Origin of the sequence: Nonomuraea sediminis (assembly GCF_018531495.1) — a bacterium.
GTDB lineage: Bacteria > Actinomycetota > Actinomycetes > Streptosporangiales > Streptosporangiaceae > Nonomuraea > Nonomuraea sediminis.
Map to the genome: position 1 here is coordinate 1589644 of NZ_JAHDTI010000001.1, position 20642 is coordinate 1610285.

At 69.9% G+C, this 20642-nt stretch carries 22 protein-coding genes; 10 read left to right on the forward strand and 12 right to left on the reverse strand.

Going from position 1 to position 20642, the window contains the following annotated elements; translation table 11 throughout:
• Window positions 1–47: 47 nt before the first annotated feature.
• Window positions 48–2324, reverse strand: a complete 2277-nt coding sequence (locus KIK09_RS07385; RefSeq protein ID WP_214317835.1) for a phosphoketolase family protein — start codon at window positions 2322–2324, stop codon at window positions 48–50.
• Between the two features lie 168 nt (window positions 2325–2492).
• Here KIK09_RS07385 and KIK09_RS07390 point away from each other — a divergent pair, with 168 nt between their 5' ends.
• A complete protein-coding gene (locus tag KIK09_RS07390; protein ID WP_214317836.1) occupies window positions 2493–3536 on the forward strand; it encodes a zinc-dependent alcohol dehydrogenase family protein in 1044 nt (347 codons plus the stop codon).
• Window positions 3537–3636: 100 nt separating this feature from the next.
• Window positions 3637–4164 (forward strand): DoxX family protein, encoded by a 528-nt coding sequence (locus tag KIK09_RS07395; protein WP_214317837.1) that lies wholly within the window; start codon window positions 3637–3639, stop codon window positions 4162–4164.
• A gap of 83 nt (window positions 4165–4247) precedes the next feature.
• On the opposite strand, the gene KIK09_RS07400 is transcribed toward KIK09_RS07395, so the two are convergent.
• Window positions 4248–4643 (reverse strand): pyridoxamine 5'-phosphate oxidase family protein, encoded by a 396-nt coding sequence (locus tag KIK09_RS07400; protein WP_214317838.1) that lies wholly within the window; start codon window positions 4641–4643, stop codon window positions 4248–4250.
• Between the two features lie 146 nt (window positions 4644–4789).
• On the opposite strand from KIK09_RS07400, the gene KIK09_RS07405 reads away from it, so the two are divergent.
• The gene (locus KIK09_RS07405; protein WP_214317839.1) at window positions 4790–5629 is read left to right on the forward strand and encodes a universal stress protein; all 840 of its coding nucleotides are present in this window, start codon (window positions 4790–4792) and stop codon (window positions 5627–5629) included.
• A 5-nt stretch (window positions 5630–5634) separates the two neighbouring features.
• Entirely contained in the window at window positions 5635–6285 is a 651-nt protein-coding gene (locus tag KIK09_RS07410) for a CBS domain-containing protein (protein ID WP_214317840.1), read from the forward strand.
• Between the two features lie 8 nt (window positions 6286–6293).
• Here the strand turns inward: KIK09_RS07410 and KIK09_RS07415 are convergent, their stop codons facing one another.
• The 4 genes from KIK09_RS07415 to KIK09_RS07430 form a co-directional block, all read right to left on the reverse strand.
• A complete protein-coding gene (locus KIK09_RS07415; protein ID WP_214317841.1) occupies window positions 6294–6920 on the reverse strand; it encodes a CBS domain-containing protein in 627 nt (208 codons plus the stop codon).
• Between the two features lie 3 nt (window positions 6921–6923).
• A complete protein-coding gene (locus tag KIK09_RS07420) occupies window positions 6924–7604 on the reverse strand; it encodes a CBS domain-containing protein (protein WP_214317842.1) in 681 nt (226 codons plus the stop codon).
• An 88-nt stretch (window positions 7605–7692) separates the two neighbouring features.
• On the reverse strand, window positions 7693–10296 hold the full coding sequence (locus KIK09_RS07425; protein ID WP_214317843.1) for a bifunctional acetate--CoA ligase family protein/GNAT family N-acetyltransferase: 2604 nt from the start codon (window positions 10294–10296) through the stop codon (window positions 7693–7695).
• 121 nt (window positions 10297–10417) lie between these two features.
• Window positions 10418–10996 carry a TetR/AcrR family transcriptional regulator gene (locus KIK09_RS07430; protein WP_214317844.1) on the reverse strand — a complete coding sequence of 193 codons (579 nt, stop codon included), beginning with the start codon at window positions 10994–10996 and terminating at the stop codon, window positions 10418–10420.
• Window positions 10997–11071: 75 nt separating this feature from the next.
• Between KIK09_RS07430 and KIK09_RS07435 the strand changes: the two genes are divergently transcribed.
• The gene (locus tag KIK09_RS07435; RefSeq protein WP_250572547.1) at window positions 11072–12040 is read left to right on the forward strand and encodes an alpha/beta hydrolase; all 969 of its coding nucleotides are present in this window, start codon (window positions 11072–11074) and stop codon (window positions 12038–12040) included.
• A gap of 10 nt (window positions 12041–12050) precedes the next feature.
• On the opposite strand, the gene KIK09_RS07440 is transcribed toward KIK09_RS07435, so the two are convergent.
• Window positions 12051–12407: an ArsR/SmtB family transcription factor gene (locus KIK09_RS07440; protein ID WP_214317846.1), complete on the reverse strand. Its 357-nt coding sequence runs from the start codon at window positions 12405–12407 to the stop codon at window positions 12051–12053.
• Window positions 12408–12454: 47 nt separating this feature from the next.
• Between KIK09_RS07440 and KIK09_RS07445 the strand changes: the two genes are divergently transcribed.
• Window positions 12455–13516 (forward strand): cation diffusion facilitator family transporter, encoded by a 1062-nt coding sequence (locus KIK09_RS07445; protein WP_214317847.1) that lies wholly within the window; start codon window positions 12455–12457, stop codon window positions 13514–13516.
• Here KIK09_RS07445 and KIK09_RS07450 read toward each other — a convergent pair.
• Window positions 13503–14036 carry a TetR/AcrR family transcriptional regulator gene (locus tag KIK09_RS07450; RefSeq protein WP_214317848.1) on the reverse strand — a complete coding sequence of 178 codons (534 nt, stop codon included), beginning with the start codon at window positions 14034–14036 and terminating at the stop codon, window positions 13503–13505. The two genes, KIK09_RS07445 and KIK09_RS07450, sit on opposite strands and share 14 nt — an antisense overlap.
• 127 nt (window positions 14037–14163) lie before the next feature.
• Between KIK09_RS07450 and KIK09_RS07455 the strand changes: the two genes are divergently transcribed.
• The gene (locus KIK09_RS07455) at window positions 14164–14835 is read left to right on the forward strand and encodes a class I SAM-dependent methyltransferase (RefSeq protein WP_214317849.1); all 672 of its coding nucleotides are present in this window, start codon (window positions 14164–14166) and stop codon (window positions 14833–14835) included.
• 96 nt (window positions 14836–14931) lie between these two features.
• On the opposite strand, the gene KIK09_RS07460 is transcribed toward KIK09_RS07455, so the two are convergent.
• Together KIK09_RS07460 and KIK09_RS07465 are read right to left on the reverse strand one after the other, a co-directional pair.
• Window positions 14932–15495 (reverse strand): RICIN domain-containing protein, encoded by a 564-nt coding sequence (locus tag KIK09_RS07460; RefSeq protein WP_214317850.1) that lies wholly within the window; start codon window positions 15493–15495, stop codon window positions 14932–14934.
• Between the two features lie 279 nt (window positions 15496–15774).
• Window positions 15775–16560: a helix-turn-helix transcriptional regulator gene (locus tag KIK09_RS07465; RefSeq protein ID WP_214317851.1), complete on the reverse strand. Its 786-nt coding sequence runs from the start codon at window positions 16558–16560 to the stop codon at window positions 15775–15777.
• Window positions 16561–16647: 87 nt separating this feature from the next.
• On the opposite strand from KIK09_RS07465, the gene KIK09_RS07470 reads away from it, so the two are divergent.
• Complete coding sequence (locus tag KIK09_RS07470; protein ID WP_214317852.1) at window positions 16648–17040, forward strand: nuclear transport factor 2 family protein; 393 nt, start codon at window positions 16648–16650, stop codon at window positions 17038–17040.
• 135 nt (window positions 17041–17175) lie between these two features.
• On the opposite strand, the gene KIK09_RS07475 is transcribed toward KIK09_RS07470, so the two are convergent.
• Together KIK09_RS07475 and KIK09_RS59930 are read right to left on the reverse strand one after the other, a co-directional pair.
• The gene (locus KIK09_RS07475) at window positions 17176–17811 is read right to left on the reverse strand and encodes a response regulator (protein ID WP_308163960.1); all 636 of its coding nucleotides are present in this window, start codon (window positions 17809–17811) and stop codon (window positions 17176–17178) included.
• Complete coding sequence (locus KIK09_RS59930; RefSeq protein ID WP_214317854.1) at window positions 17798–18976, reverse strand: sensor histidine kinase; 1179 nt, start codon at window positions 18974–18976, stop codon at window positions 17798–17800. The genes KIK09_RS07475 and KIK09_RS59930 overlap by 14 nt, the downstream gene beginning before the upstream one ends.
• A 160-nt stretch (window positions 18977–19136) precedes the next feature.
• Here KIK09_RS59930 and KIK09_RS07485 point away from each other — a divergent pair, with 160 nt between their 5' ends.
• Both KIK09_RS07485 and KIK09_RS07490 read left to right on the forward strand, forming a co-directional pair.
• On the forward strand, window positions 19137–19850 hold the full coding sequence (locus KIK09_RS07485) for an ABC transporter ATP-binding protein (RefSeq protein ID WP_214317855.1): 714 nt from the start codon (window positions 19137–19139) through the stop codon (window positions 19848–19850).
• Complete coding sequence (locus tag KIK09_RS07490; protein WP_214317856.1) at window positions 19847–20641, forward strand: hypothetical protein; 795 nt, start codon at window positions 19847–19849, stop codon at window positions 20639–20641. Before KIK09_RS07485 ends, KIK09_RS07490 begins: the two co-directional genes overlap by 4 nt.
• Window position 20642: the final 1 nt, after the last annotated feature.

Consider the following 20642-nt stretch of genomic DNA (forward strand, 5'->3'; position numbering starts at 1 on the left):
TTCACCTCAGCACCGGCCCTGCCCTCTGGGCAGGGCCGAAAGTCCCTTTATCGGGTGCCCCAGCTCCAATCGCGGATGTCGGGAGCGTCCTCACCGTGTTCGCGGGTGTGGGCGCGGGCGCGCAGCCGGGCCTCGGCCATCTCCTGGCGCAGGTGCGCCTGGGCGGTGGCCAGGCCGGGGACGCGGTCGATGACGTCCATGACCAGGTGGTAGCGGTCGATGTCGTTGAGCATGGCCATGTCGAAGGGCGTGGTCGTGGTGCCCTCCTCCTTGTAGCCGCGCACGTGCAGGTTCGGATGACCGTGCCTGCGGTAGGCCAGGCGGTGGATCAGCCACGGGTAGCCGTGGAAGTTGAAGATGATCGGCCTGTCCGTGGTGAACAGCGCGTCGAACTCGGCGTCGGTCAGCCCGTGCGGGTGCTCGGAGGTCAGCCGCATCAGGTCGACCACGTTGACGACCCTGACCTTCACCTGCGGCAGCCGCTCGCGCAGGATCGCGGCGGCGGCGAGGGTTTCCAGGGTGGGCACGTCCCCGGCGCAGGCCAGCACCACGTCGGGTTCGCTGCCGGCGTCCGTGGAGGCCCAGGGCAGGATGCCGATCCCGCGGGTGCAGTGGGCGATGGCCTCGTCCATGGTGAACAGGTCGAGCACCGGCTGCTTGCCGGCGACGATCACGTTGACGTAGTCGCGCGAGCGCAGGCAGTGGTCCGTCACCGACAGCAGGGTGTTGGCGTCCGGCGGCAGGTAGACCCGGACGACCTCGGGCTTCTTGTTGACGACGACGTCAAGGAAGCCGGGGTCCTGGTGGCTGAAGCCGTTGTGGTCCTGGCGCCACACGTGCGAGGACAGCAGGTAGTTGAGCGAGGCGACGGGCCTGCGCCAGGGGATCCTCCGGGAGGCCTCCAGCCATTTGGCGTGCTGGTTGAACATGGCGTCGACGATGTGGATGAACGCCTCGTAGCAGTTGAACAGGCCGTGCCGGCCGGTCAGCAGGTAGCCCTCGAGCCAGCCCTGGCACAGGTGCTCCGACAGCACCTCCATCACCCGGCCGCCGTGGGCCAGGTGGTCGTCGCCCGGCTGCAGCTCGGCGTTCCATGCCCTGTCGGTGACCTCGAAGACCGCGGTCAGCCGGTTGGAGGCGGTCTCGTCGGGGCCCATCAGCCGGAAGGTGTGCGGGTTGGCCGCGATCACGTCGCGCAGGAACGTGCCCAGGACGCGGGTCGGCTCGCTGGACTGGACACCGGGCTGCTCGACCTTGACCGCGTAGTCGCGGAAGTCGGGCAGCCGCAGCGGCGCGACCTGCGGGTTGGTGTGCGGGCTCGCGCTCATCGGTTTGCGGGGCACGTTGGCCAGCACCTGCTCGACTGGACGGCCGTGCTCGTCGAACAGCTCCTCCGGGTGGTAGGAGCGCATCCACCTCTCCAGCTGCGCCAGGTGGTCGGGGTTCTCCCTGACCTGGGCGAGCGGCACCTGGTGGGCCCGCCACGTGCCCTCGACCGGCAGCCCGTCGACGTACTCGGGGCCCGTCCAGCCCTTCGGCGTGCGCAGCACGATCATGGGCAGCTTGTCGCTGTAGCCGTCCCGGTGGACGGCGATCTGGTCGAAGGCGACGTCCAGCGCCCTGGCCATCTCCTCGTGCGACGGGCCCACCTCCAGGGGGCGGTAGCCGTACCCCTCCATGAGCTTGACCAGGTCGGGGAACGGGATGCGCGACAGCACCGTCGGGTTGGCGATCTTGTAGCCGTTCAGGTGCAGGATCGGCAGCACGACGCCGTCGCGGAGCGGGTCGAGGAACTTGTTGGCGTGCCAGCTGGCCGCCAGCGGGCCGGTCTCGGCCTCGCCGTCGCCGACGATGCAGGCCACGACCAGGTCAGGGTTGTCGAAGGCCGCGCCGTAGGCGTGCGCCAGTGAATAGCCGAGCTCGCCGCCCTCGTGGATCGACCCGGGGGTCTGCGGGGCGACGTGGCTGGGGATGCCGCCAGGGGCGGAGAACTGGGCGAACAGGCGCCGCATCCCCGCCGCATCCCGCGAGATTTCCGGATAAATCTCGCTATAGGTGCCCTCTAGCCAGGCGTGCGCCACTGCCGCCGGGCCGCCGTGCCCGGGGCCGGCGACATAGATCATGTCCTGGTCGCGCTCGGCGATGATCCGGTTCAGGTGCGCGAAGCAGAAGTTCAGCCCCGGCGTGGTCCCCCAGTGGCCGAGCAGGCGCGGCTTGACGTGCTCGGGCGCGAGCGGTTCGGTCAGCAGCGGATTGTCGCGCAGGTAGATCTGCCCGACCGACAGGTAGTTGGCGGCACGCCAGTAAGCGTCAACGGCATCCATGCCCCCACTGTCCGCCGCCATCACCGCCCTGCGGCACCAGCGAACGTCCCCTGCACCCGGGCCGAAAGTCCCTAGGTACGGCCGGCCCCCGCCTTCCGGGACCTTCGCCTCTACTGCTCGCGTGCCCCCTGACCTGCGATGGAAGAAACGAGACGAGGAGAGGTCATCATGAAGGGGCTGATCTACCAGGGACCGGGACACAGGTCATGGGGCGAGGTGCCCCGGCCGCAGGTGATCGACGCCACCGACGCCGTCGTGCGGGTGGACGCGGTCACCATCTGCGGCACCGACCTGCACATCCTCAAGGGCGACGTGCCTGAGGTCGAGCCTGGCAGGATCCTCGGCCACGAGGCCGTCGGCACCGTGACCGAGACCGGTCCGGCGGTGACGACGGTGAAGCCGGGCGACCGCGTGCTGGTGTCGTGCATCACGGCCTGCGGCCGGTGCGCGTACTGCAGGGTCGGGATGTACGGCCAGTGCCTGGGAGGCGGCGGCTGGATCCTCGGCCACCGGATCGACGGAACCCAGGCCGAGTACGTGCGGGTCCCGTTCGCCGACACCTCCACGCACCACCTGCCCGAGGCCGTGCCGGACGAGGCCGCGCTGATGCTGGCCGACATCCTGCCGACCTCCTACGAGGTGGGCGTGCTCAACGGCCGGGTACGGCCGGGCGACACCGTGGTCGTGGTCGGCGCCGGACCGATAGGCCTGGCCGCGATCATGACGGCTCAGCTGTTCACCCCGGGCCACATCGTGGCCGTCGACCCCGCGGCCGCCCGGCTGGAGGCGGCCAAGGCCATGGGCGCCGACCTCGTCGTCGGCCCGGCCGAGGCGATCGGCGCGGTGGAGGAGCTCACCGGGGGGCTGGGAGCCCACGTCGCCGTCGAGGCCGTCGGCATCCCGGAGACGTTCGAACAGTGCACCCGGCTGGTGCGCCCGGGCGGTCACGTGGCCAACATCGGAGTCCACGGCGCTCCCGCCGTGCTGCATCTGGAGCAACTCTGGATCCGCAACGTGACGATCACGACGGGGCTGGTGGACACCTATTCCACGCCGAGCCTGCTCGACATGATCGCGGCAGGCCGGCTCGATCCCGCGGGGTTCGTCACGCACCGGTTCGCGCTGGACGAGATGGAGGACGCCTACGCCGTGTTCGCCGCGCCGGCCGACACGGGCGCGCTGAAGGTGGTCCTGCACGGCGCGGACCGGTAGCGGTCGGGTCCAAGGTCCTTTCGCGCCGGGCCTTCCGGCACTGCCCGCGAAGCGATCTCAGCGGTGTCATTGACGCAGACCTCGACGAAGGGAGGCGGTCATGGCCGCCACGCACGCCAGGCCCGTGATGGACGCCGATCCGAACAAGAGCCTCTCCCGCCCTGTGGACTACGTCTGGGCGCTGGCGCGGATCTCGATCGGCTGGGTGTTCCTGTGGGCGTTCCTCGACAAGACCTTCGGCTGGGGATTCGCCACCCCCGCCGCGAAGGCCTGGATCAACGGCGGCAGCCCGACCACCGGGTTCCTCAAGGGCACCGCGCACGGCGCGCTCGGCGGGTTCTTCTCCGGCCTGGCCGGACAGGGCTGGGTGGACTGGCTGTTCATGGCCGGCCTGCTCGGCGTCGGGCTGGCACTGATCCTGGGCGTCGGCCTGCGGATCGCGGCCGTCGCCGGCAGCCTCATGCTGGTGCTCATGTGGGCGGCCGAACTGCCGCTGGCCAACAACCCGTTCATGGACGAGCACATCGTCTACTCGATCGTCCTGATCGGCCTGGCGATGAGCGGCGCGGGCCGCACGCTCGGCCTGGGCAACCTGCCGATCGTCCGGCACAACCCCATCCTCCAGTAGCCACACACCGCGATGGCCGCGGGCGGACCCAGCCGGCTGGGTCCGCCCGCGGCCATCGCGGGCTTCGCTACGAGCCGCGCGGTTCAGCCGGCGTGGATGCGGCGGCCGGTGATCTGGTGCGGGACGATCCTGACGTAAAGGGTCCGCTCGCCGCCGGCCCACGGTGTGACGTCCACGTCGGGTGCCTGGGTCAGGTGGTGGGCGGGGCCCTGGATCAGGACGCTCCAGCCCTCTCGCGAGGCCTCGTCGATGCTGTCGACCTCGAAGGCGACCTTGAAGTCCACACCCTCCAGGCCGGTGCGCAGGTCGTCGTCCATCGGACCGCGGTCGGCGGTCCTGAAGACGATCGCGTCCTCGTGGAGGGCGTAGTTCACCGGCAGGATCGTCGGCCCGTGCGGCCCGTCGAAGCCGACGCGGCCGATACCGCCCTTCTCGATCAGCCGCAGGCACTCCTTCGGGTCCAGCTTCTCCAGCACCATGATGCTCCTCCTCGGTCTCTTGTCTCCGACGCTACGGACGGGCCCGTGCGACCGGAACGGCCCTTGGGCCCGCGTCCGTGGGACTTCCGGCCCTATGCCTACCCCGGCTGACCTGGTGCGATAGAGGCGGACAAAGGAGGAAAATCATGATCGTGGTAGGGGTGGACGGCTCGCCTGAGGCCAAGGCCGCTCTGGAGTGGGCCGCCGACGACGCCTTCCGCATGCACCAGCCGTTGCGGATCGTGCACGCCGTGGACCGCTGGCCGTACCAGATCTCCAGGTTCCCTGACGTCGAGTGGTACGACGCGCTCACCCACGCCGGGCACAAGGTGCTCACGGAGGCGGAGACCATCGCGCGCGGCCGTCAGGCCGGCATCGAGGTGAGCACCGGGCTCGTCGAGGGCTCGCCCGCCGTCGTCCTGCGGGACGAGTCCGAGCAGGCCACCGAGGTCGTCGTGGGCAGCCGCGGGCTGGGCGGCTTCGCCGGAGCCCTGCTCGGCTCCGTCAGCATGAACGTGGCCGGGCACTCCCACAGCCCCGTCGTGGTGGTGCGTCCCGCGAAACGCGGCCCGTACGGGCGGGTCGTGGTCGGTGTGGACGACTCGGCCGCGAGCGATGCCGCGCTGGCCTACGCCTTCGAGCAGGCCGCGCTGCGCGGCAGCGAGCTGAGGGCCGTGCACGCCTTGCAGTTGCCGAGGGAAGCGTACGTTCCCGGCTTCCCGTACGACCTGGACGAGGTCCGGAAGTACCAGGACGAGATCGTCACCGAGAAGCTGGCGGTCTTCACGACCCGTTATCCGCAGCTGCCGGTGACCCAGGACCTGCCTCGCGCCCACCCGGTGGAGGCGCTGGTCAGCCAGGAGGCCGACCTGCTGGTGGTGGGCTCGCATGGACGTAACGCCCTGAGCTCGGCGCTGCTCGGCTCCGTCAGCCGCGGCGTGCTGCACCACGCCCGCTGCCCGGTGGCCGTGATCCGAGGCAGGTGAAAGACATGGCAATCGAAGTCAAGGACGTCATGGGCCGCGTGGCCATCGCCGTGCACGAGGACGCCTCCTTCGGCGACATCGTCGCCGCGATGAAGCGCTACGCGGTCGGCGCCGTCACGGTGATCGACCTCGAGCGCAGGCCGATCGGGGTGGTGTCGGAGGACGACCTGCTGCACAAGGAGACCGACACCGTACGGCACAGCGTCAGCATGTTCGAATCGCGCAGGCAACGCACCGAGCACGTGAAAGCACAGGCCGTCACGGCGTCGGAGCTGATGACCAGCCCGCCCGTCACCGTCACGCCGACCACCCCGGTGCGCGACGCCGCCCGGATCATGCTCGACAAGCGGATCAAGCAGCTTCCTGTCATCGAGCCGGTCACCGGCGAGATCATCGGCACCCTGCACCAGGCCGACGTGCTGCGGGTCTTCACCCGCCCCTTGGAGGAGCTGGCGGCCGACGTCCGCGCGCTGCTGCCCGAGGCCGTGTCGTTCGAGATCTACGACGGCGTGGTGACCCTCTCCGGCCGGGTCGCCCGCACCTCCGAGGGCATCGCGCTGATCGAGGCCGTGCGACAGGTCGAAGGCGTCATCGACGTCGCCTCCGAACTGGTCCACGACAGCGACGACCTCCTCATCGTCCCGCCGCAGTTCTGACGTGCGCGTCACGCCCGCGATGGCGGTTCCTGGGGCGAGCTCCTGAGGTGCTTCACCCGGACGATGCCGGGGACGGTTCTGGCGAGCACGTCGGCCACCTGGTCGGCGTACTCGTGCGGATCTCCGCTGAGCACGGCGACCCCGTCGACGACCTCGACGTGCCAGCCGGGTCCGAAGGGGTAGACGTCGCGGAGCGTGGCCTCGACCTCGCGGCGCAGGTCCTCGTCCGTCCTGACGAGGATGGTCAGCAGGTCACGGCGGGCCACGACGCCGACCACCCGGTCGCCGCGCATGACGGGCAGGCTCTTGAACCGCTTGCCCACCATGAGGCCGACCACGGCGGTGATGTCGGTGGTCTCCGTCACGGTGACCGGGTCGGGGCTCATCACGTCCTCCACCAGCCGCGGCGGCGGCTCGGTGAGCGCCTGCACGGGACGCGCGTGCGCGCGCGGATCGGGCCCGAACTCCCCGCACAGCAGATCCAGCTCGCTGACGATGCCGACCAGGCGGTTCTGCGCGTCCAGGACGGGGGCCGAGCTGATGGCGTGCTGGTAGAGCAGGCGGATGGCCCGCCGTACCGGCTCGGTGCGGCGGACCGTGATGGCCGGGCTCGACATCACTTCACGCACGAGCATGACCTACCGCCCTTCCCACTTGGCGTCGTCCTCTTTCCACGTGATCTTGTCGATCACGTCGACGACCCCGTTGACCCGCTGCGTCAGCCGTACGGCTATCGCCGCCTCGGAGCGCTTGCGCATCGAGCCGCTCAGCGTGACCACGCCGTCCTTGACCTCGGCCCGGACCTCGTCGGTGTCCATCCACAGCACCCGGCCCAGGATGTCGCCGAGGATCTCCGCGGCCAGATCGACGTCGGACCTGGTGAACACCTTGATCAGGTCGCGGCGGGAGACGAGCCCCACCAGCCTGCCTCCGGCGTCCACCACCGCCAGCCGCTTGACCTCCCGGGTCTCCATGATCCGGGCGGCGGAACCGACCGGCGCCTCCGGTGAGACGGTGATCGGCGGAGCGCTCATCAGCTCGCCCGCGGTGTCACCGGTGGCCTTCTCCCTGCCTCCGGGATGACGCAGCCGGGCACGCAGCGGCGGCTTGTAGCCCTCCCGGTAGAACTGCTCGCGGAACTCCTCCTTGCGCAGCAGGTCGGCCTCCGACACCATGCCGACCACCCGGTTGTCGTCGTCGACCACGGGGACGGCGCTGATGCCGTGCGCGATCAGGGTCTCGGCGATCTCCTTGAACGGCGTGTCCTGTTTGACCGAACACACCTGCGTGGTCATCACATCGGAAACGGTCACGTGCATCGCAGACCACCCCTTCTCGACATCCTTGTCTCTCTCCATCGCATCTCCGGGCTCGTCCGCCCGGTAGAGGCGGAAGTCCCGTCCTTGGTCAGCGCAGCCGCCGTCGCAGCGGAGAGGGCGGCGGCTCGCAGGCGACGACCCGGATCCGCGCGTCGACCGCGGTGGCGCCGCCGGGGGTGACGATGACCGGGTTCAGGTCGAGCTCGGCGACCTCGGGCAGGTCTTCCAGCAGCCTGCTCACCCGGGCCACCTGGTCGGCCAGGGCGGCGGCGTTCACGGGGGCTCGGCCGCGGTAGCCGTACAGCAAGGGCGCGCAGCGCAGCTCGCCGATCATCTCGGTGGCCTGCTCCCGGGTCAGGGGTGGCACCCGGAAGGCGCGGTCGGCGAGCAGGTCGGAGGTGACGCCGCCCATGCCGACCATGACCAGCGGGCCGAACGCCGGGTAGCTGACCCCGCCGACGATGATCTCGACCCCGCCGGGAAGCATCGGCTGCACGATCGCGCCGGTCATCTCCTCGCCGATGGTGGCGGCCATGTCGCGGTAGGCCTGCCGTACCTCTTCCTGAGTGCGCAGATCGAGCCGCACGCCGCCGACCTCGGTCTTGTGCAGCGGACCTGTCGCTTTCAGTACGGCGGGCAGCCCGACGAGGCCGGCGGCCTCGGCGGCCGTCTCGGGGCCGTCGACCGTGATCGTCTCGACCGTGGTGACGCCGTAGCAGCCGAGCAGCCGCTTGACCGCACGTGGGGACAGCCAGCGTCCGTCGGGATGACCTGCGAGTTCGGAGGCGACCAGGCGGCGGGCGGCCGCGGTTTCCGCGGCCATGGCGGGCGCGTCGACCGGCCAGGGACGGTGTTGCGCGTAGTCGGCGGCGTGAGCCAGGGCGGCCACGGCGTCCTCGGGGAAGGCGTAGCTCGGGATCCGGTCGTCGATCATGCCGTCGTGGCCCACCAGGCAGGCCAGCACGGTGTTGGTGGCGTGCCTGGTCGCGGCGGCGATGGCCCGCCGCGTGGCCTCCAGGCCGTCGCCGAACGGCGGCGTGTAGACCACCAGCACCGCGTCGACCTCGGCCGAGGAGGCCAGGGTCGTGACCGCGGCGCCGAGCTGCGCGGCGGACGCTCCCGCGGTGAGGTCGACCGGGTTGCCCAGCGCCGAGGCCTCCGCCTGGCCGTCGATCAGGCCCGCGGGCAGCTCCGGCACGCTCAGGCCGTGGCGTTCGCAGGCGTCGGCGGCCATGGCCTGTGGGCCGCCCGAGTTGCCGACGATCGCCACCCTGCGGCCCCGCGGCAGCGGCTGCGTGGTGAACAGCCGGACGGCGTCCAGCAGCTCCCGCACGCTGTCAAGCCGGATCACCCCCGCGGCCCTGACCAGCGCGTCCACCGCGACGTCAGGGGTGGCCGCGGCGGCGGTGTGGGAGCGCACGGCCCGCCCGCCGGAGTCCGAGCGGCCGCTCTTGACCAGCAGGATCGGCTTCTTGGCGCTCACCCGCCGGGCGATGCGGGCGAACCTGCGCGGGTTGCCGAACGACTCCAGATACAGCGCGATGACCCGGGTCTCGGGGTCGTCCTCCCAGTACTCCAGCAGGTCGTTGCCGCTGACGTCGGCCTTGTTGCCCACCGACACGAACGACGAGACCGGTGTCTGCTGAAGCAGGGCCGCGCCGATCGCCCCTGACTGCGACATCAGCGCCAGCGAGCCGGGAGCCGGGGTGCCCGGCAGGAAGCTGGCGTTCAGCCGGGCGGCGCTGTTGACCAGGCCCAGGCAGTTGGGGCCGATCAGGCGCATGCCCGCGGTGCGGCAGATCTTCACCAGGTCGTGCTCAGCCGCACGTCCCCCGCTCTCGGCGAAGCCCGACGACAGTACGGCCAGCCCGCGCACCCCCGCCTCCGCGCACTCGCGGGCCACGTCCAGCACGTGGACTGCGGGCACCGCCACCACCGCCAGGTCCACCGCGCCCGGCACGTCGAGGATGCTGGGGTAGCAGGTCAGACCGGCGACCTCGCGGCCCTTCGGATTGATCGGATAGATCGGCCCGGCGAAGCAGCCGTCGACGAGGTTGCGCACCACCTTGTGCCCGATCGCCGACGGATCGCGGCTCGCGCCGATCACGGCCACCGACCGGGGCGCCAGCACCCGGCGCAGCGACGCCCGCTCGGCCTCGTGGTCGCGGGCCTCGATACCGGCCACCAGCCGGGGTGTCGGGGTGACGCCGATCCGGACGTGAACGGTGCCGTCCTCGAAGCGGCGGCCCACGTCCAGGCCCAGGTCGGCAAGCACCTTGATCATCTGGTTGTTCTCGGGGAGGACGTAGGCGACCAGCTCGCTCACGCCGTGCTCGGCCGCGTCCAGGGCCACGTGTTCCAGCAGCAGGGTGCCCAGACCGTGACCGTGCACCGCGTCGTCGATCAGGATCGCCAGGTCCGCCGATCCGCCCTTGATCGGGATGTACTCGGCGATCGCGACCAGCCGCCCGTGCAGGACGGCGACCAGGGCGTGACCGGGGTAGTCCGGGCCGGTGATGCGGTCCATGTAGGCGTGCGCCGTCGCCTTTCCGCCGGTGAAGAAGCGCAGGTAGGCGGACCGTTCGGAGGTGCGCTCGACGAGTTCGTGCAGTGCCGCGCGGTCGGCCGGCGTGAGGGGGCGCACGTGGGCGATGCCGCCGTCACGCAGCAGGACGTCGTATCCGTCAGGCATGCCGCAGCTCCAGTTCCGTCACAGACCGATGCTCTGACGATCTCGCTGGAGCCGGCCTCCGGATAAGTGCCGAAGGTCCCACACCCTTGGGTCCCTTCGCCCTTTTCGAGGGCCTCGCGGTCTAGCTCGGAGCGGCGCCGTCGGCGAAGTGCGGCAGGACCATCTCGATCAGCGCGTCGACGTCGGCGTCGACCATCGGCTCGCCGGTCATGCCCATGCGGTGGAGCAGTGTTCCGACGACGACGTCGATGAAGAACAGGACCCGGTTCTCCGGCTCGCCGAGCGCGTCCTGGAGGGCGACCCGGTACGGGTCCTGCAACCGCGCGGACAGGATCTCGCGCACGGCCGGATCGCTGATGGCGTCACTGAACACGCCCGCGAACGCGTCGCCCACCCCGGGCTCGCCGATCTTCGCCGCGATCCAGCGGATGGCCGAGGACATGAGCTCGGCCCGGCCGGCGCCCTCCAGCGGCACCGGGCCGAACGCGTCAAGGAGGCAGTCCACGATCAGGGCCCCCTTCGACGGCCAGCGCCGGTAGATCGTCGTCTTCGCGACGCCTGCCGCGGCGGCGATGCGGTCGACGGTGGCCCGCGCGTAGCCGAGCTCGTGGACCGTGCTCAGCGTGGCGGCGAAGACCACGGCGTTGACGCCGGAGCGCGGGCGACCGGGTGGCCTGGCGGAGGTGGTCGCTTGGGTCATGGTCACACGATAGCCGTTTACGCTACCCTTGGTATCGATACTTGCGGTAGCGAAACTATGTGCCGAGGAGGAGACATGACCCGAACGGAGCGGCCCCCGCTGGGCGTCCGGTTGCTGCATGCCCTGGGAAAGGAGCCGGACTGGTTGGCGATGACGGCCGAGGAACTGGCCGCCTTCCGCGACGCGACGAATCGCAAGCGGTCGTCCCCGCTGGCGCGGCTGATCACCGGGTTTCCTGACCGCGGCGCCGCGATCCAGTGGCAGGAGGTGGCGCTGCCCGACCGCGTGATCCCGGTCCGGGCGTACCGGCCGTCGCCCGGGCGCGGCGCCGACCTGCCGCTCGTGCTCCACGTCCATGGAGGCGGGTTCGTGGGCACGGCGGTGCAGAGCGACTGGGTGAACAGCCACCTCGCCGCGCGGCTGCCCGCGGTCGTCGTCTCGGTCGAGCACCGCCTCCTCGCCCCGGAGACTCCGCTGCCGGCGGCCGTCGACGACGGCTGGGACGTGCTCCGGCACGTGGTGCGGCACGCCGCGCGGTGGGGAATCGACCCGGCCCGGACCGCCGTCTTCGGAGAGAGCACCGGCGGGTTGATCAGCGCCCTGTCCGCGATCCGGGCCAGGGACTCCGGCCTGCTCCTGCGGGCACAGGTGCTGGTCAACCCCGCTGTCGACCTGACCGAGACGGCGTTCGAGCACGCCTCGTTCACGAAGTACGCCCACAGCCCGACCCTCACCGTGACGCAGATGCGGCTGTTGCGCCGGCTGGCCGTTCCACCGGGAACGGATCCCCGTCCGGTGTCGCCGCTGTACGCCGATGACCTGGGCGGGCTGGCCCCCGCGCTCGTGGTGGTGCCGACCCTTGATCCGGTCTCCGATCACGGCCGCCGCTACGCCGAAGGCCTGGGGAAGGCCGGGACGCCCGCGCGGCTCACCGAATATCCCGGCGCGACACACGCGTTCCTCAGCATGCCGGGCGTGGTGCCACAGGCGAAGGCCGCACGGGCGGAGATCGTCGAGTTCCTCAGGGAGGCCCTGGCCGGGTGACGAGGCCCGGTCAGTCGTGGCGCGGGATGCCTGAGACCTCGTGGTCGGCGTGGAAGAGGGCCTCGTTGATCAGCCCGCGGACGTGGACGTCCCTGGCCCGGTAGAGCACGCGCCGGCCGTCGCGCCGGGTCTGCACCAGCCCTGACATCCGCAACTTGGCCAGGTGCTGCGAGACCGACGGCCTGGCCACCTCGATCTCCGCCGACAGCGAGTTCACGTCGTACTCGCCGTGGGACAGCAGCCACATCAGCCGCAGCCTGGTGGCGTCGCTGAGCATGCGGAACGCGTCGACCGCGGCGTCCACCTGCGCGCTCGTCGGTTGCTGTTGCGGCGAGGTCGCACCTGATTCGTTGTCGCGTGCGTACATGGCTACATATAATCGCGGCAACGACGTTCGACGCAAGTGAGGCACGCATGGCTGACCAGTCGCATGGGCACGGACATGGGCACGGACATGGGCACGGGCACGGGCACGGGCATGGCCACGAGGGCTCACTGAAGCGGTTCGTCTCGCGCGTCGGGCACGCCTTCACCCCGCACAGCCACGACAGCGCGGACAAGACCGACTCGGCCCTGGAGTCCAGCAGCCGCGGCATGCGCGTGCTGGCCGTCTCCTTCGCCGTCCTCATGGTCACCGCGCTCGTCCAGGCGGTCATCGTGGCCTTCTCCGGGTCGGTGGCGCTGCTGGGCGACACCCTGCACAACTTCGCCGACGCGCTGACCGCGGTGCCGCTCGCCATCGCCTTCTCACTGGGCCGGCGCGCCGCCAACCGCCGCTTCACCTACGGGTACGGCAGGGCCGAGGACCTGGCCGGGATCGTCATCGTGCTCCTGATCGCCGCCTCCTCAGCGCTGGCGGGCTACGAGGCGATCATCCGTTTGATCAACCCCCAGGAGGTCGCGGCGCTGCCGTGGGTGGCGGCGGCCGCCATCGTCGGTTTCCTCGGCAACGAGTGGGTGGCCCGCTACCGGATCAAGGTCGGGCGGGAGATCGGCTCGGCCGCGCTGGTCGCCGACGGTCTGCACGCCCGCACCGACGGGTTCACCTCGCTGGCCGTACTGCTCGGGGCCGGAGGCGCGGCGCTCGGCTTCCCCATCGCCGACCCGATCGTCGGCCTGCTCATCACCGTCGCCATCCTGTTCGTGCTGCGCGACGCGGCCCGCGAGATCTACCACCGGCTCATGGACGCCGTCGACCCCAGGCTGGTCGAGCACGCGGAAGCGATCCTGGCCTCCGTCCCGGGCGTCGTGCGGGCGGAGTCGGTACGGCTGCGCTGGATCGGTCACGCGCTGCGCGCCGAGGTGGACATCGCCGTCAGCCACGAACTCTCCCTGGTCGAAGCGCACCACGTCGCGGTCGAGGCGGAGCATCGGCTCATCCACGACCTGCCCCGCCTGCGCGCCGCCACGGTGCACGCCGACCCCGACGGCCCCGCGGGCATCGACCACCACGCCGACCTCATCACGCACCGATAGCGACACCCGCCGCGGCCTCGACACCAGGGATGATCACAGCGCGGAAGGCCGCGTCCAGCTCGGCGGGGGTCGCACTGATCTCGCCGTCCACCCACTTGGTGAGCAGCGCCAGGAACGCCCCGACCACGCAGGTCACCACAGGCTCGGGCGCCTGCCAGCCCCTGACCAGCAATTCTTCTCGGATGACGTCGCCGAGCAGCTTCTCGCCGTGCGCCATCACCGCTCCCCCACCACGCTTGCCCAGCAGGGCCCGGACCAGCTGGCGCTGCTCGGCCACGTGCTCGATCATCGGCAGGCTGAAGGCGAACAGCGGCCCCTCGGCGGCGGGCGCCGGATGCAGGAAGCCCAGCTCGTCGAGGTTGCTGCGCAGGACGTCCTGCTTGTCGGTGAAGTTCGCGTAGAACGTCGACCGGCCCACGTCGGCCCGCTCGATGATGTCCGTGACGGTGACCTTGTCGTAGCCCTTCTCCAGCAGCAGCTCGACCAGCGCCCCCTGGATCGCGCGTCTGGTACGCCGCACTCTCCTGTCCACTTCCGGCCTTTCTGTTCAGTACGGCACAGCTGCCCGGATCTGGTTGTTGACCCAGTCGCGACAGCGAACACACCATTCATAAGCGAACAGGTTGTTCGATAAGGAGGATATCGCGATGGGATTGGGCAAGCTGCTGCACCACCACACTGAAAGCGCCGATGCGGGCGGCACGATCGATCATCCCCGGGCTTACGAGTTGCTGGGCGCGGTGGCCTTCGCCGGGCGCCGGCGCGCGATCTTCACCCGCCTGGCCAGGCTGTCCGGCGCCCGCCCGGGCGACAGCATTCTCGACGTCGGCTGCGGCACCGGGTATCTGACCCGGATCCTCGCCCCGTTCATCGGCCCCCGTGGAAAGGTGATCGGCGTCGACCCGTCACCCGCCATGATCGACCACGCGGGCCGACGGGCTCCCGCGAACTGCTCGTACCTGGTAGGCGAAGGCCAGGCGCTCGACCTGCCTGACGCCTCACTCGATGTGGTGGTCTCCACCCTGGCCGTCCACCACATGCCCGCCTCGGAACGCGGCACTGCCGTACGGGAGATGTACCGCGTCCTGCGCCCGGGCGGGCGGCTGCTGATCGCCGAGTTCCGCCCGCCCGCCAACCCCCTGGCCGCCCACCTGATCGGCGCACTCACCGGCCCCGCCATGCGCCACAACCCCCGCGACCTACTCGCCGACCTCATCCCCGCGGCCGGATTCCACCCCCTGCACGAGGGCACCCTCAAGCCGTTCTTCTACTACGTTCAGGCCGTGCGCCCCAGGGGGGAGGACAACTCCAACGCCTGACGATGATGCCGAAGGGCTTGCGGCCTGGGCACGCTGGGATATGGCCCGCCCATGCTTTCCACGCGGCCCCCGAAACCGACCGGACTGGTCTGCCTCCTACTCCCAGGTGACGGCGACCCGTTTGAACCGCCACAACTGGTTGGGGCCGGACCCTGGACCTCCGCAGATGCCCTGGATGACGTTGGCTCCGTGTTCGAGGTGAGCGTTGGCCACGTCCAGGCACTTGCCGCTGTGCCTGGCGATGATCCAGGCGGAACCGCCACCGCCCGGTTTGTACGCGATGCGCCACTGCTGGTTGTAGGCGGCCGGGCCTCCGCAGGTCGCCTGGACGACGTTGGCCCCGTGTTCGAGGCGAGCGTAGGCCACGTCCAAGCACTTGCCGCTGTGCCTGGCGATGAGGCGGACATAGTTGCCCGAGGCTTCGCTGTTCACGATGCGCCACTGCTGGTTGTACCCGGCTCCACAGGCGCCTTGGATGACGTTGGCGGCGTGTTTGAGGCTGGCGTAGGCGACGTCCAGGCACTTCCCGCTGTGCTGCGCGATGATCTGGTACCAGTAGACGGGCCCGGATGACGAAGTCGATGCCGCGGCCGCGCTGGGAGCCGAGAGCGCGCAAGTGAGCAGGCTGGCTGTGGCAACGGCGAGTCGTGTGCCTTTCATCGGTCTTCCATGCCTTCCATGCCGGATCAGGACTGGACACGACCACTCTCGATTCGGCGGGCGTGACCTGTCATGAGTAACCCTTACTCACCCACCCCAAGACGAGCTGGCCCTTTTCCCCGAGATCGTGGCCACGCCACTACTCTCGGGTGATCGAGCACATGATCTTTCTGCCCTGATCACTACGCGTTGGGATTCGAGTTCCTGATCGGGATGCCACAATTCGGCGACCTTCTGCTCGTAGCTGTCTCCGGCGTAAGCAGAGCTACCCTCAGGTGGCTACATGTCGGCTCGAGGGTCGGCGTTGGGCTGGGTGAAGTAGGTGGCGGTCTCGGCGTCCGCGGGGTAGTACGACTCGATGGCGACCTCGTCCAGGGTGATGTCCGTGGGGGTGCCGAACGTGGTGGTGGTGGAGAACAGCCGTAGTTCTCTTTCGCCGAAGCGGAAGATCATCGGGGTCGCGACCTCGGACTCGATCGGGTGGCTCGCGTCCTCGGAGTCGGGTGCCAGCAGTTCCTCGTAGAGCGCGGTGAGCTCGGGGTCGGGCGCGGTGGCGAGCCGGCGCGTGATCCGGATACGGAGCAGCGATCGGACCTCGGCCAGATTGACGATCCGGGGAGCGAGGCCGCGCGGGTCCAGGCCCAGCCGCACCATGTTGATCGGCGGCCGGAGCAGGTCGGGGGCGACGTCCGTGAGGAACGGGTCGATGGCGCGATTGGTCATCACGATGTTCCATCGGCGATCGATGACCAGCGCCGGGTACGGCTCGTGTGCTCGCAGGACTCTCGCGATCGCGTCCCGTGCCGCCGACAGCGTCTCTCCGTCGAGCGGTCGCTCGGCGTAGCGGGGTGCGAAGCCGGCGGCGAGCAGCAGCCGGTTGCGCTCACGCAACGGCACGTCGAGCTGATCCGCGAGCCGGAGGATCATGTCGGCGCTCGGGTTGGACTTGCCGGTCTCCACCAGGCTGACGTGACGAGCCGAGACGTCGGCGGCGATCGCGAGATCGAGCTGGCTGAGCCGTCGGCGCTGCCGCCACTGCCGCAGCAGCTCCCCGACCGTGTACATGGCCGCCGATGCTACTCCTCGTGGAGCGAAGCGCCATGAAATGCGAGTTCATCGACAGCCGCCGCGACGGCGGAAACACTGCTTCCCATGACAACCACCGACAACAAGAGCATCGTCCAGCGGGCGCTCACGCAGCTGGTCTCCACCGGCGACGTCGACGCGCTCGCGCCGTTGCTGAGCGATGGCTTCGTCCATCACAGGCCGGATTCGACCTCCTCCACCAAGGCGGAATGGCTCGCCGCCATACGCACCGCGCTCGTCCCGCTCGCCGGCATGCAGGTCGAGATCCAGCACGTGCTGGCCGACGGCGATCACGTCGCGATGCACTCGCGGCGATGGCTTCCCGGTGCCGAGCCGGGGATCGCGGTCGTCGATATCTGGCGGCTCGACGATGGGCTGATCGCCGAGGCGTGGGAGATCATCGAGCCGGTAACCCAGGCGGCCGCCAACCTGGCGTGGTGGGAATCAGCTGATCACTGACCTGACCACGACCCGGAAGCCGGAGTGCTGGTCCGACTCTGGGGGTCCACGCTGGGCGGCACCGCCGGGAAGTTCGCCTCTCAGCTGTGAGGCACCGGCGTCATCCGCACCCACGCGCAGGGGACAGGTGCGCGTTCAGAGGAGACCGGCGTCGCGTACCTTCATGGCGACCTGGACGCGGCTGTCGGTCCCCAGCTTCGCGAAGATCCGGGTGATGTTCGCCTTCACGGTCGCGACGCTCATGTAGAGATGCTCGGCGATTTCGGCGTTGGAGTTGCCGCGGGCTACCTCGATCGCGACTTCTTGCTCGCGTTCAGTGAGTTTGGCCAGTTTCCACTGCGCCTCCTGACGCTGCGGTTCGCCTCCGCCGGTGGCCGCGGCGATCACCTGTCGTGCGACACTCGGCGACAGCACCGGCTCACCCTTCGCCACGGTGCGGACCGCCTCGATCATCTTCGGCGGAGGCGTGTCCTTCAGCAGAAAGCCGTCGGCACCGAGCTGCAGGGCTCGCAGCACCATGTCGTCGGCGTCGAAGGTGGTCAGGACTAGGATCCGAGGCGGATCCGGCTTGGCCAGCAGCAGCTCGGTGGTGGTCAGCCCGTCCTGGTTGGGCATCCGGATGTCCATCAACACGACATCGGGCCGCAGGTCACGGATCACGATCATGGCCTGCCGGCCGTCCGCGGCCTCGCCGACGAGGTCCAGGTCGGGCTCGCCACCGAGAATGAGGCGCAGGCCGGTGCGCACCATCGGGTCGTCATCCACGATCACCAGTCGCGTCATAGTGTGAAGCCTCCCACGGCAACGTGGCGTCGAGGACGAAGCGTCCGTCCTGCACGACATGGCGGAAGGTGCCGCTGGCCATCTCGATGCGTTCCGCCAGGCCGACCAGCCCCAGCCTGCCGCCAGGTCCCGCGGTCGTTGCGAACAGCACCGGGTTGCTCACCCGGATGCGCAGGCCGTGCCCCGGCCGCCCGGCGAGCTCGACCATCACCCGGCTGCCCGGCGCATGCTTGCGAGCATTGGTCAGTGCCTCCTGCACGATCCGGTATGCGTGCCGGCCGGACTGCGTCGGCAGCAGGTCCCTGTCGCCGATGGTGTCCTCCACCTCGACCTGCTGGCCAGCAGCACGCACCTCGTCGAAGAGTGCGTCCAGGTGGCTCAGGTTCGGCTGCGGGGCTTGTACGGCGCCGCCGCGCCGGAGCGTGCCGAGCACGGTGCGCAGCTCGTTCAGCGACTGGTGGGCGTTCTCCTGGATCGCCAAGGCGGCCTCGCGGGTCTGCTCCGCGGTGAGGTCCTTCCGGTACGCCAGGCCGCCGGCGAGCATGGACAGCAGAGAGATCCGGTGAGCCAGGACGTCGTGCATCTCCTGGGCGATCTTGAGCCGTTCCGCCAGTTTGGCCTGCTCGATCCGCTGCAGCTGCTGGTGTTCGGCCAGCATCGCCGCCTCCTGCCGCGAGGCCGCCAGGTCCTGGCGTCCGCGGAAATAGAGGCCGAAGACGGTCAGCCCGCCCAGGACGACGGTCCCGGTCACGATGGACACGTCGGTCGCCTCGGTGATGGCGGGCAAGGTGGAGAACGCCACCAGGCCCATCCAGGACACGGCCGCGACGGGGATGATCTGACGCCACCGACGATGCGTGCACAACGAGACGTACGCGACGTACGCGGGGCCGTTCGCCATGCTGGAGAACGCGCTCAGCAGTGCGGTGGCCAGGGCGATCTGCCACGGCCAGCGACGCCGCCAGCCCATCAGGACCAGCCCGATCACGCCGAGCCCCACATCGACCAACGCCACCGGGAGCCGGTCAGGGTGCCGGGAGACGTTCGCGCCGATGGCAGCCCCGTAGAACAGCATCGGCAGCAGAGCGCACACATAGCGCAGCGTGATGCCCCACTGGTCAGGAGACGGCCGGCTCTCCATACGGTCGTGCACATCGCACAGCCTAGACAGCACCGGGCCGATGCCTTAGCGACCCAGGTCTATATCCGGGTGGCCGCAGGTCTGCAATTGGGTCGAGTGAGCCGACCCTCCGGCCGGTCGCGTTCGACCTGGGTCCGATGACCGGCGCCGTCGCGTCCGGTGGACTTGATCCATGATCGAGTTCGACCACGTCAGCAAGTTCTACAAGGACGTGAAGGCACTTGACGACGTGTCCTTCACCGTCGAAGCGGGAAGCGTCACCGGATTCCTCGGGCCCAACGGCGCCGGGAAGTCCACGGCCATCCGCATCCTGGCAGGGCTGTCCCGCCCCACCTCTGGCTCGGCCACCGTGCTGGGCCGGCCATACATCGAACTGGACTGTCCGGGTTCCCTGGTGGGCCTGCTTCTCGACGCCGGCGCCCAGCATCCCGGCCGGACCGGCCGGGAGATCCTGACCCTGAGCGCGATACTGCTCGGACTGCCGAGGTCGCGGGTCGGGGAGGTCCTCGACATGGTCGGGCTGACCGCCAGGGAGAGCCGGCAGACGGTCGGTGGTTACTCGCTCGGCATGCGGCAGCGTCTCGGCCTCGCTCACGCCCTCCTCGGCCGGCCCGAGGTGCTCATCCTGGACGAGCCCGCCAACGGCCTCGACCCCCAAGGCATCCGATGGATGCGCGAGCTGCTTCGCGGCCTCGCCGACTCGGGTCACGCGGTGCTGCTCAGCTCGCACCTGCTGCACGAGGTGGAGCGGGTCGCCGACCGCATCGTGATGATCGGCCGCGGCCGCATCCTCGCCCAGGGCACTGTCGACGAGCTCGGCCAGGGACGTGACCTCGAGCAGGTCTTCCTCGAACTGACTGCGAACGCCGATCGGAGTGCGGCATGACCAACACCGGCATTTTCCCGGCCACGAGCGGCTCGAGGAGTACGGACATACACCGGCCCGGGACCTCGATCCCGTTCCATCGGCTGCTGTCGGCCGAGGCTCGCAAGCTCTTCGACACCCGCAGCGGCAAGATCATGACGGTGGTTCTGATAGCTCTGACCTTGGCGTCCATCGTGGCGCGCGGCGCCGTCTCCGGTCCGCGGCTGTACACCTTGATCGAGACCGCTGGAATCGGATTCGGCACCTTGCTCCCGGTGATCGGCATTCTCACGGTGACCGGCGAATGGAGCCACCGCACCGCCCTGACGACGTTCACGCTCGAGCCTCGACGCCTGCGGGTGCTGGCGGCCAAGTGCCTGCCACCGCTGCTCACAGCCGTAGCCGGGTCTCTGCTCGCGATGATGATCGCGGTGCCGGTGACGGCTGCCGTGGCCGGTGTCCAGGACGTCCCGGCCAACTGGGAGGTCGCCCCTGCCGCTCTGCTGGGCTGGACCACGACGAACGTCCTCGCGGTCGCGATGGGCCTCAGCGTCGGCATGCTGCTGTTGAACGCACCGGCCGCGATCGTGATCTGCCTGGCGGCACCGATGCTGTGGACCGTGGTCGCCCGGCTCAGCGCCACCGGCGAGGTCCTGGCCGAGTGGCTCGACCTGGGAACCACCGCCGCCCCCCTGATGTCCGGCGACCTGTCCGGGACCCAGGCTGCTCGACTGACCGTGTCGGTGATCTTCTCGATCGCGATCCCGATGACGCTCGGTGTGCTGCGCGTGATTCGCAAGGAAATGAACTGAC